Origin of the sequence: Metabacillus rhizosphaerae, assembly GCF_037201795.1 — a bacterium.
GTDB classification, from domain to species: Bacteria; Bacillota; Bacilli; order Bacillales; family Bacillaceae; genus Metabacillus; species Metabacillus rhizosphaerae.
Window position 1 is genome coordinate 1496567 of the sequence record NZ_CP147403.1, and the last position, 10934, is coordinate 1507500.

11 protein-coding genes (1 of these 11 cut by a window edge) are annotated in these 10934 nt (G+C 34.6%); all 11 read left to right on the top strand.

All coding sequences use genetic code 11. The features are described 5' to 3' along the window. The first annotated feature begins 330 nt into the window (after positions 1-330). Positions 331-1539 carry a metallophosphoesterase family protein gene (locus tag WCV66_RS07115; protein ID WP_338788450.1) on the top strand — a complete coding sequence of 403 codons (1209 nt, stop codon included), beginning with the start codon at positions 331-333 and terminating at the stop codon, positions 1537-1539. A 68-nt stretch (positions 1540-1607) separates the two neighbouring features. Then, a complete protein-coding gene (locus tag WCV66_RS07120; RefSeq protein ID WP_066328976.1) occupies positions 1608-1793 on the top strand; it encodes a twin-arginine translocase TatA/TatE family subunit in 186 nt (61 codons plus the stop codon). 444 nt (positions 1794-2237) lie between these two features. After that, positions 2238-2939: a response regulator transcription factor gene (locus tag WCV66_RS07125; protein ID WP_338788451.1), complete on the top strand. Its 702-nt coding sequence runs from the start codon at positions 2238-2240 to the stop codon at positions 2937-2939. Next, complete coding sequence (locus tag WCV66_RS07130) at positions 2936-3907, top strand: HAMP domain-containing histidine kinase (RefSeq protein WP_338788452.1); 972 nt, start codon at positions 2936-2938, stop codon at positions 3905-3907. Before WCV66_RS07125 ends, WCV66_RS07130 begins: the two co-directional genes overlap by 4 nt. A 159-nt stretch (positions 3908-4066) precedes the next feature. After that, positions 4067-4837: an ABC transporter ATP-binding protein gene (locus WCV66_RS07135; protein ID WP_338788453.1), complete on the top strand. Its 771-nt coding sequence runs from the start codon at positions 4067-4069 to the stop codon at positions 4835-4837. After that, the gene (locus WCV66_RS07140) at positions 4812-6722 is read left to right on the top strand and encodes an ABC transporter permease (protein WP_338788454.1); all 1911 of its coding nucleotides are present in this window, start codon (positions 4812-4814) and stop codon (positions 6720-6722) included. The genes WCV66_RS07135 and WCV66_RS07140 overlap by 26 nt, the downstream gene beginning before the upstream one ends. A gap of 22 nt (positions 6723-6744) precedes the next feature. Then, positions 6745-7362 carry a DedA family protein gene (locus WCV66_RS07145; RefSeq protein WP_338788455.1) on the top strand — a complete coding sequence of 206 codons (618 nt, stop codon included), beginning with the start codon at positions 6745-6747 and terminating at the stop codon, positions 7360-7362. Positions 7363-7365: 3 nt separating this feature from the next. Continuing rightward, on the top strand, positions 7366-8196 hold the full coding sequence (locus WCV66_RS07150) for an undecaprenyl-diphosphate phosphatase (RefSeq protein WP_066328950.1): 831 nt from the start codon (positions 7366-7368) through the stop codon (positions 8194-8196). An 81-nt stretch (positions 8197-8277) separates the two neighbouring features. Continuing rightward, positions 8278-9000, top strand: a complete 723-nt coding sequence (locus WCV66_RS07155) for a polysaccharide deacetylase family protein (RefSeq protein WP_338788456.1) — start codon at positions 8278-8280, stop codon at positions 8998-9000. A 106-nt stretch (positions 9001-9106) separates the two neighbouring features. Next, positions 9107-9799: an AIM24 family protein gene (locus WCV66_RS07160; protein ID WP_066328948.1), complete on the top strand. Its 693-nt coding sequence runs from the start codon at positions 9107-9109 to the stop codon at positions 9797-9799. A gap of 539 nt (positions 9800-10338) precedes the next feature. Further along, on the top strand, positions 10339-10934 hold the 5' end (the start) of the coding sequence (locus tag WCV66_RS07165; RefSeq protein ID WP_338788457.1) for an MFS transporter. The gene runs 616 nt beyond the window's last position; 596 of the gene's 1212 nt are visible here — the first part of the coding sequence; the start codon lies at positions 10339-10341; the stop codon falls past the right edge of the window.

A 10934-nucleotide genomic window follows, 5' to 3' on the forward strand; every position in this document is an offset into this window, starting at 1 on the left:
CAGTTGAAGCAAAACAAATAAACATCTATTTTATCTATCTTTTCTACTAGAAAAACTTGAGAGTTTTCTATTAGAAAGGGGATGAATGTCGCTTTCTGTGTTTTTTTTGTTTTTTGTCTTTTCTGTGTTTTTTTAACTTACCTTTCTAGCATGATTAATAATCTATTAATATTTTTATCCTACTATGTAGAAGAAGAGCACGCTAAGAGACAGTTTATTTTATTAAGTATTTTTAGCTGGTCTTGGTTGGGCGTGTGAAAAAGAATTCTTAAATTTTTTCATTTTTCGATTACTGGGTCCGATTAATTAAGAAAATGGAGGTAGGTAGGAATGAGTAACATGGATCATACCAAAGGGTTAGACAGAAGGAGCTTTTTGAAAATTGGCGGAATGAGTACACTTGCCTTAACACTTGCGACAACAGGATTACCAGGTGATTTACTGACCAATACTGTACAGGCAAAGGGCCAAGAGCATACGAAACTTCAATTTAATTCGAATGGAAAGTTTAAAGTCGTCCAATTCAATGATACTCAAGATGACGAACGAATTGATCGAAGAACAATTGAGCTAATGGAGAAAGTTCTTGATTCAGAGAAGCCGGATTTTGTTGTAATTAATGGCGATTGTATAACAGGGGGCTGTGATACGGAATTAGAGATGAAACAAGCTCTTAACAATGTGGCTCAGCCAATGGAAGAAAGAAAAATTAAATGGGCAGTTACGTTTGGAAATCATGATGAAGATTCTTCATCAAAAAGTGGTATGTATGAAGAGGATATGCTGAAATTTTACATGAGTTACAAATATAATATGAACGAACCTGGTGAAAAAGGCATTACTGGAACTGGAAATATGAACCTCCTCATTAGACAGTCAAAAGGCAAAAATGCTGCGTTCAACCTGTGGCTTCTTGATAGTGGCAGATATGCCCCATCGCAAATAGCTGGGCAAGATTTTAAGGGATACCCTACATGGGACTGGCTTCGTTTTAATCAAATAAATTGGTATTATGAGAAATCTAAAAGAATTGAAAAGCAATACGGCTATAAAGTACCATCACTTGTGTTTATTCATATTCCATTATGGGAACATCGATTTATGTGGTATGGAAGTGTTGATAGCAGAACATCTGCTAGCCATGATCTTGCAATGAAAAGGCATAATATTGTCGGAGAAAGAAATGAAGACGAATGTCCTGGTCCGGTGAATAGTGGCTTGTTTTCAGCAATGTTAGATAGAGGTGACGTTAAAGGGGTTTTCTGTGGCCATGATCATATAAACACATATTGTGGTAACTATTATGGAATCATGCTTGGATATGCGGGTAATACGGGATTTGGTACTTACGGGCTATCTGGTGCTGAAAGAAATAGACTTCGCGGAGCAAGAGTGTTCAATTTAGATGAAAATAAAGAGGGCGTGCTAGTTGATACGCATATGGTATTCGCAAAGGATTATGGAATTGATTTAACTGCGAATGATCAAAGCATCGATCCTCTACCATTAATTAATGAAAAGGAAAAAATAAAAGGATAACAACTAGAAGAATAAATAGCATTTTTCAAGTTTACCAGTAGAAAAAACATATTTTTGGAGGTAACAACGTGCTACAAAATATTGGCGTACCCGGTCTCATTTTACTCTTAATTCTTGCTCTTATCATATTTGGGCCATCTAAGCTACCTGAAATTGGTCGTGCATTTGGAAATACATTAAGAGAATTTAAAAATTCAGCAAAAGATTTAATGTCAGAAGAACAGGAAAAAGTAGATACTCGTCATTCTAAGTAAGAATATTTTGGCTGACTCAAGCAGTAGGGGTAAAATGCTCTCTTGGGTTAGCCTTCTTCTTTTATTTGTAAACGGAGGAAGGTAGAATCTGATATGAATAATCAGGAACAAACTATTCCTCAATTCATTTTGTATGAATTTAGTGACATTGTCCAAAATCGTCTATTGAAAAAAAGTTAAAAACCAATCAGATATAACATTTATTTCACCCCCCGTAAAACAAGAATCAGTATTCAATAGATACTGGTTCTTTTTTGATATAGATGTTAACTTCACTGGCATATAGTGAAATTAATCTCCGTTGCAATATTAATCTACTGTAGTGTTCTATTTCATTTTTCGAAAGTCTTAACATTAAATAATTCCATCATCTTCCTATTGAAGTTATACTTACACTGGGGAAATAAATACATACTAATAACAAAAGGTAGAGGAGATATCATCATGTTCAAAATTTTTATAGTGGAAGATGATGGAAAGCTAGTTTCACTGCTAGAAGACTTTCTAACTAAATATGAATACGAAACTTACTCAGTTAAAAACTTTGATACAGTTTTAGCACAATTTGGACAGATTGAACCACATCTTGTTTTACTCGATGTTAATTTACCGAAATATGATGGGTATTACTGGTGTAGGCAAATAAGGAAAATATCGACATGCCCAATTTTATTTGTATCTGCTAGAGACGCTAAAATGGATCAAGTGATGGCGTTGGAGAATGGGGCAGATGATTATATTACAAAACCATTTGATTATGAAATTGTTCTTGCAAAAATAAAAAGCCTTTTAAGAAGAGCATATGGTTCATATGCAACAAATCAAAATGGCTGGAATGTAAATGTTAATGGTTTGATTTTGGACGTAGAAAGGCTTGAATTACGGCTTGGGCAACAAAAGGTCGAGTTGAGTCATACTGAGGCAAGAATATTAGAAGAGTTAATGAAGAAAGCAGATCGGGTAGTTAGTCGTGACCGTTTGCTAGAAAAAATATGGGATGAACAAGCCTTTGTCGATGACAATACGTTAAATGTTTACATAACAAGAGTGCGTAAGAAGCTGGCACAGTGTCATATTGATGATGCATTGCAAACTGTTAGAGGAAAAGGGTATCAATTGAAGGCGAATTGGAGTAAAGAATCATGAAACTGTTTATTCGTGATCATCTACCATTAACCTTCTTTTATTTTATTCAACTTTTGGTTGTTCTCCTTCTTTTTTTGCTAGATGGTTTTGATCATTGGGCAACAATGGTATACGCTTGTTTTCTAAGTACATGTATATTTATCGGATACCTATTCCTTCGTTATGTAACGAATCGGTCTTTTTATAAAAGGCTATCAACACCGCCTTCTTCACTTAGTGATGTAAATATCGAATTACAATCAGCTCCATTACCCGAAAGCTTGGATCGATTTCAAAAACAACAAATGCAAAATTATAAACAAGAGCTATATACATACAAACATAAACTCGATCATCATATCCAATTTATTAATCAATGGGTTCATCAAATGAAAACACCCATTTCTGTTATTCATTTAAGTATTCAAGATTTAGAGGATGAGCTTTTGGAATCGATTGATGAGGAGCTTGATCGTCTAAAAAAGGGGCTAGAGATGGTCTTGTTTAGTTCAAGACTAGATATGTTTGAAAGAGATTTTCATGTGGAGACCATTCATTTAAAAGAATTAGTTCGGAAATTAACTTCTAGTCAAAAACGTCTATTTATTCGCAATAGAGTCTACCCTGAACTTGCTATCGATTCTTCAATAAAAGTTGTTTCAGATGAAAAATGGCTCTCTTTTGTTATTTCACAACTTATGACCAATTCTGTTAGGTATACAGTAGAAAAAGGGAAGAAAATTGTGTTTCGAGGTAGTCGGAATGAAAATAAAACTGTTTTAGAGGTGATCGACGAAGGGGTTGGTATCCCTAAAAGTGACCTACCACGTGTATTCGATCCATACTTTACTGGAGAAAATGGTCGAGATTTTCAAGAGTCTACAGGAATGGGACTTTATCTTGTAAAACAAATTTGTGATAAATTAGGTCATCGAGTAGAAATAGAATCAGATGTGAATTCAGGTACGATTGTGCGGATAGTGTTCTAGAATGATAAGTTTTTAGAGTTTTAATGGTAAGTATTTTACCACTGACCAAGGCGCTTTCGCTTTTCTTACAATATTGTAAGCTAACTGTAATATAACGACATGGTAGAGTCATTCCATTCTAGATAATATATGAGGTAGAATTAACAAGGAGTGAAAGGGTTGTCGATATTACAAGTACGCCATTTAACGAAAATATATGAAGGTAAAATTGCGCAGACTGCTTTAGATAATATTAGTTTCTCGATTGAAAAAGAAGAATTTGTTGGGATTATGGGTCCATCAGGGAGTGGTAAAACGACCTTACTAAATTTAATTGCAACGATTGACCAGCCAACATCTGGTGAAATTTTTATCAATGGTAAAAATCCGCATCACCTGAATCGTAAGGATACAGCTTTATTTAGAAGGCATGAACTTGGCTTTGTTTTTCAGCATTATAATTTGTTAGATACTTTAACAGTTGAAGAAAATATTGTTTTACCACTTACATTAGATGGTGAACAGGTTGAAGAGATGGATAAAAAGGTTACCTATTTAGCTAAGAAATTAGGGATCGAACAAATTCTAGGAAAACGAACGTATGAAATTTCCGGAGGGCAAATGCAACGAACGGCGATCGCACGGGCTATTATTCACGAACCGTCGCTTATCTTAGCAGATGAACCAACGGGTAATTTGGATTCAAAAGCATCTAAAGATGTAATGGATACATTATCTTCCCTTAATAAAGAGGAAGGTGCAACAACCTTAATGGTTACACATGATCCAGTGGCAGCGAGTTATTGCAATCGAGTAATTTTTATAAAAGACGGAAAACTTTATAACGAAATTTATTGTGGTGAGAATAGACAAACCTTCTATCAAAAAATTATTGATATGCTTTCTTTGTTAGGGGGAAATAGTCATGACCTTTCCACAATTCGCTTATAGAAATGTCATTCGAAATAAACGTACATATGCTGCCTATTTTTTAAGTAGTGCTTTCTCTGTTATGATCTTTTTTGTCTATGCACTCTTTATTTTTCATCCTGATATCCAAAAAGGTGTTACCAATTCTGTTGCTGTTCAATTGATGACAGCAGCTGAATTAATAATGTACTTTTTTTCCTTCTTTTTTGTCTTTTATTCCGTGGGGACCTTTTTAAAAACGAGAAAACGTGAATTTGGAATTTTAATGATGCATGGAATGACTAGAAGGCAACTTAATTGGCTCGTATTTTTAGAAAACATGCTGATTGGTATAGGGGCAGTTATAGTAGGAATCGGCTCAGGATTAATAATCGGTAAACTGTTTTTAATGATCAGTTCTGTGATGCTAAATATTAAGTCACTTTCCTTTCATTTATCCTATCAAGCATTAATCTTAACAATAGTCGCTTTTTTGTTGCTATTTCTGTGCATCTCTCTCTTTACAACGATTCTTGTTGGGACAAATAAGTTAATCGATTTATTTCAAGCAGGACAAAAACCAAAAAAGGATTTGAAGGTTTCTTCCTTCTTGTCGTTCGGAGCAGCAGTTCTCCTTTTTACTAGTTATTATCTATCCGCTACGACAACAATGGAGTCATTATTATATCGAATGCTTCCTGTTATAGGCATGACGATTGTGGGAACGTATTTTTTCTACACACAGTTATCCGTGTTTATTATTAAATGGTTACAGAAAAAGAAACGCATATTCCGGAAGAAAACAAATATGATCACCATTTCTAACTTAGCGTATCGAATGAAGGATAATGCTAGAATGTTTTTTATGGTAACAATCGTTTCAACGGTGGCTTTTTGTGCGGTGGGAACATTAGCTTCGATGAATGTGATTAATAAACAATTTGAAGTTGATTATCCTGCAGCCATTAGCTATGTAGCAAAAGATGAGCAATTAGCCCACCAGCAAAATGTTCAACAAATCAAATCAGAATTAAATGAAAACAAGTTTACTTTTTCAACGTTACAATTTCCGATTATTTACGTTGAGGTTGTTTCAGCTTCTGACCGATCTTCTCCTGAAAAGCTTCCTGTGATTTCTTTTTCAGATTATAAAATGGTAGCGTTATTGGCAGGCTTTGAATTCCATGAGAAGCCACCTGCAAATAATAAAGTATTAGGAATGACGACACATCGTTTTGAAAATGACATTGGCAAGTATACCTATACATTAGGACAAAACAACATAAAGGTGCAAAGAAACGATTTCACAGAACATGTCGTTATTCCGCGGGAACTCGTTGAAGACGAAGGTCTCATCGTAAATGATGATTTATTTAGAAAATTACAAGTAGACGTAAAGAAAGAATTATTTACTGGTTTTTTTATAAAAGATTACAAGGGTACAAATGGAATGCTTGAGGGATTCGTAAATGAAGGTAAGGTCATGCATGAAGAAAACAAGTCATATGCAATGACTGTAAGTGGAACGTTACTTTATAAACAAATAAGCTTGTTTAACATGATGTTGTTTATTGCATTGTTAATTGGAGCGGTCTTCTTCATTGCTGCAGGAAGCTTCTTATACTTCCGCTTATATGCAGATATGGATTATGATGTACGACAATATTTGACGATCATGCGAGTTGGTTTAACTGACCAAGAGTTGACTAAAATTGTCACACAACAACTGCTTTTATTATTTTTTATCCCGATTATTGTTGCAACTATTCACAGTCTTTTTGCTTTTAGAGCACTACAAAGCTATTTCACTTTATCTATTGCAAATGAAACGATTGTTGTACTTGTTTGTTTCTTTCTTGCGCAGCTTATTTATTTCTTCTTTATCCGAAAAATGTATGTAAGAAAGTTGAAAAAATCCTTGATTTGATCAACCACTATAGGAGGTTATAATGGAAAACTGGATTACAGATATTATTGAACAATTTGGTTATATGGGGATCTTTCTTATGATTGCTTTAGAAAATGTATTTCCTCCGATTCCATCAGAAGTTATACTTACATTCGGGGGAATGTCGACGAACTTTACTAATTTATCAATACCAGGAGTTGTTTTGTCTGCAACAGCTGGTTCACTTGTTGGGGCAGCAATCCTGTATAAGATTGGTAATCTATTGGATGTAGAAAGACTTGAGAAAATTGTAGATCGGTGGGGGCATATTCTTCGAGTGAAAAAGAAAGATATCCATAGAGCTGATCAATGGTTTGATAAATATGGATACTGGACAGTGCTCGTTTGTAGGATCATTCCATTAATTAGAAGTCTTATATCAATTCCGGCTGGAATGTCTCGTTTAAATTTTTGGTTGTTTCTACTCTTTACTACAATTGGAACATTAGTATGGAATATCATTTTAGTTTCAGTTGGTGCTAAATTTGGCGAGTCATGGGAAGAAATCGTTCATTTTATGGACATTTACTCTAATATCATTTATGTTTTGATAGGGGTTGGGATGATTGTGGCCCTGCTACTATTTATTAAAAAAAGAAATACTTATAAGGGAGAATAATTTATGGATTTTCTAACACTTTTAAAAGCAGTCATCCTTGGATTAGTAGAAGGATTGACGGAATTTGCGCCAGTTTCTTCAACAGGTCATATGATTATTGTTGATGATATGTGGTTACAGTCAGAAGAATTTTTGGGGAAATATGTAGCGAATACATTTAAAATTGTGATTCAACTTGGTTCTATATTAGCTGTTGTTGTTGTCTTTAAGGATCGATTTATTGATTTACTAGGATTAGGGCGTATAAACAAAAAATCAGGTTCAAATCAAAATCGTCTTAAGCTTTCACAGGTTATCGTAGGCTTGATTCCAGCTGGTGTATTAGGCGTACTTTTCGAGGATTATATTGATGAACATTTATTTTCAATCGAAACAGTATTAGTAGGTTTAGTGATTGGGGCTATTTTAATGATTTTAGCAGACATATTTGGTCCAAAGCAGCCTAAGATTGAAACAGTGGACCAAATCACTTATAAACAAGCGCTGTCTGTTGGATTCATCCAATGCTTATCACTTTGGCCTGGCTTCTCTAGATCAGGATCAACCATTTCAGGCGGAGTTTTACTAGGGATGAGTCATCGCGCAGCTGCTGATTTTACATTTATTATGGCAGTTCCAATTATGGCTGGTGCTAGTGGTATATCATTGTTGAAAAACTGGCAATACTTTACACTTGATGCGATGCCATTTTTCATTGCTGGGTTCATTAGTGCGTTTGTGTTTGCGTTAATTTCTATCCGCTTTTTCCTGAAGCTGATTAACAAAATTAAGCTTGTTCCATTTGCGATTTACCGAATTGTATTAGTGTTTGTTATTTATCTTGTTTATTTTTAATGTATGAGGGCTAAGATTTGCACAAACATTGTGCTTTCTTAGCCTTTCATTCTTTTGTATGAAGAATTATGGGAGGGAAAAATGAAGAAAAGTATAAAGGTTTTCATCATACTCTTTGGCCTACTCATTGGATTGGGCTATTGCTTTTTGCAAGTAATAAACTCGACAAGCTATCAATTATTCGGTGAAATTGTAAATAAGGTAGACACCAACGAGAAGGTTGTTGCCTTAACATTCGATGATGGGCCAACAAGTAAAACAGATGACATATTGGAAATACTTGATAAAAATAAAATTAAGGCTACCTTTTTCTTAACTGGAAGTGAAATTGAGGAAAATTTTGTAGAGGCTAAAGAAATTGTAAAAGCAGGACATGAAGTCGGAAATCATACGTATTCCCATCAAAGAATGGTATTCAAATCACCATCCTTTGTTAAAGAAGAAATAGAAAAGACGGATAAACTGATTAGGGAAGCGGGATACCAAGGAGAGATTCTATTTAGACCACCTTATGGGAAGAAGTTCATCTTTTTGCCAAAATACTTAGAAGAACATAATCGACCATCAATAGTATGGAATATAGAGCCGGAAACAGATGGAAATATTGGAGCCGATTCTGAAAAAATCATTGATCATGTTCGTTCCAATGTTGAAAATGGCTCAATTATCTTATTGCATGTTATGTATGAAAGTCGAAAAGAATCACTTGAATCAGTTGAGGGGATTATCAAAGAGTTACATGAACAGGGGTATGAATTTCAAACCGTGACTGAACTCCTTGAATATGAGAGGACTAGTAATTAGTAGGTTTTGTCAGAAATTATTTTGACATTTTTTTATTAAGGAAATTATAAATGAAACATAGCAAGGGGTTACACGTATATACAAGTATAGAAAGGACGTGTAAGCATTGACTAGATATTCAATTGATGAATTTATTAAACAAACTGAACAAGAGGATAAAGGTGAAGGGTTGTTTGAATTAGAGAGTCCACGTATTCTCGAAGTGAACCTAGAAAGTCAAGTTTGGGCTAAAGCTGGATCAATGATCGCATATAACGGAAGAATTAAATTTGAACGCGAAGGTATTTTAGAGCATGGACTAGGAAAATCATTTAAAAAGGCACTTACTGGTGAAGGTACTTCTTTAATGAAGGCAACCGGTCAGGGAAAGTTATATCTTGCAGATGAAGGGAAAAAGGTGATTATTCTTCAATTGCAAAATGATGTAATCTTTGTGAATGGTAATGATCTACTCGCATTTGAACAAAGTATACAATGGGATATTAAACTTATGAAACGTATTGCAGGTATGATGGCTGGAGGCTTGTTCAATGTTCGGTGTGAGGGAACAGGGATGGTCGCTATTACCTCTCATTATGAGCCACTCACATTAAAGGTAACACCAGGAAGACCTGTTATCACTGATCCGAATGCGACGGTGGCTTGGTCAGGAAATTTACAACCAGAATTTCAAACAGATATTACGTTAAAAACATTTTTTGGACGTGGAAGCGGTGAATCGATACAAATGAAATTTGAAGGGGATGGCTTTGTTGTTGTTCAGCCATATGAAGAGGTTCACATGAATCCGAATAGGTAATAGTAGTTTTCGTTTTAAAAGCAACAATCGCTTAAAAAAGAGCCTTAAATAATCATTACTATTTTCGAACGTTATGGTCCATTCAGAAATGATAATAGGTAGACTAACAATATTATTATCTTGACTTTTGTTTGGCTTATTGTTTAGTATAGAGTTATTAAAAAGTGGAAGGGTGTAGTAAGTACATGATTTTATAATCCTATTTTCAAGAAAAACATTCGTTATAAGTTGCATTGATGTTTTTTTGAATGGGATAATCTGTACTTTTTAAGGTCGATAAAACCCTTAATACGGAATAAGATTTTAAGTGCTCTTTTCCTGTTCAGAAAATCAATCTGTTTTTAGCGATATCTTTTCTGGATAGGATTAGTAGTGTGCCTATATAGACAAAATGAAATTTATTAATTATTTCTTTTGCTGTATGACATTGCCTCCTGTTCAGATTTGGATGGGAGGTTTTTTTATGTTTCATTGGAGATATATTAATCAAAGAGCATATCCCAAATTAGAATTCAATATGGAAAGAGAGGCTGTCACACATGTCAGCAGAGCAAAGGAAAAAGATGATCATTTTAATGATTAACATGTTTATTGCAATAGGAAGTTTCGGAATTATAATCCCGATTTTACCAGCATATTTAGAGTCAATTAATCAAGGGGGTACAGCTGCGGGGCTTATGATTGCTATTTTTGCAGGAGCTCAATTGATTTTTTCTCCAATTGCTGGAAAATGGGCTGATCAATATGGACGTAGAAAGATGATAATTTACGGACTAATAGGTTTAACCTTATCAATGTTTGTTTTTTATGCGGTTAATTCTATTTGGTTGTTATATGCTTCACGTGTTATCGGAGGAATTGGAGCTGCCTTACTAATACCAGCGATATTTGCTTATGTGGCAGATATAACGACGTTGGAGCAACGTGCGAAAGGGAATAGCTTAGTATCTGCAGCAATGTCACTTGGAATCGTCGTTGGACCAGGTATTGGCGGATTCTTAGCTGATTTTGGATTAAAAATCCCGTTTTTAGTTTCTGCAATTGTTTCACTTTTTGCAGTGGCATTCTCTGTTCTTGTTCTGAAGGATAGTGAAATAAAACAAACCTCTACAGCGAATAATTTGCCAAAGGATGA

Excerpts from the sequence above, each read along its gene's own strand:
- WCV66_RS07115 (WP_338788450.1), top strand. The coding sequence starts at position 331 with ATGAGTAACATGGATCATACCAAAGGGTTAGACAGAAGGAGCTTTTTG.
- WCV66_RS07125 (WP_338788451.1), top strand. The coding sequence starts at position 2,238 with ATGTTCAAAATTTTTATAGTGGAAGATGATGGAAAGCTAGTTTCACTG.
- WCV66_RS07130 (WP_338788452.1), top strand. The coding sequence starts at position 2,936 with ATGAAACTGTTTATTCGTGATCATCTACCATTAACCTTCTTTTATTTT.
- WCV66_RS07140 (WP_338788454.1), top strand. The coding sequence starts at position 4,812 with ATGACCTTTCCACAATTCGCTTATAGAAATGTCATTCGAAATAAACGT.
- WCV66_RS07145 (WP_338788455.1), top strand. The coding sequence starts at position 6,745 with ATGGAAAACTGGATTACAGATATTATTGAACAATTTGGTTATATGGGG.
- WCV66_RS07150 (WP_066328950.1), top strand. The coding sequence starts at position 7,366 with ATGGATTTTCTAACACTTTTAAAAGCAGTCATCCTTGGATTAGTAGAA.
- WCV66_RS07155 (WP_338788456.1), top strand. The coding sequence starts at position 8,278 with ATGAAGAAAAGTATAAAGGTTTTCATCATACTCTTTGGCCTACTCATT.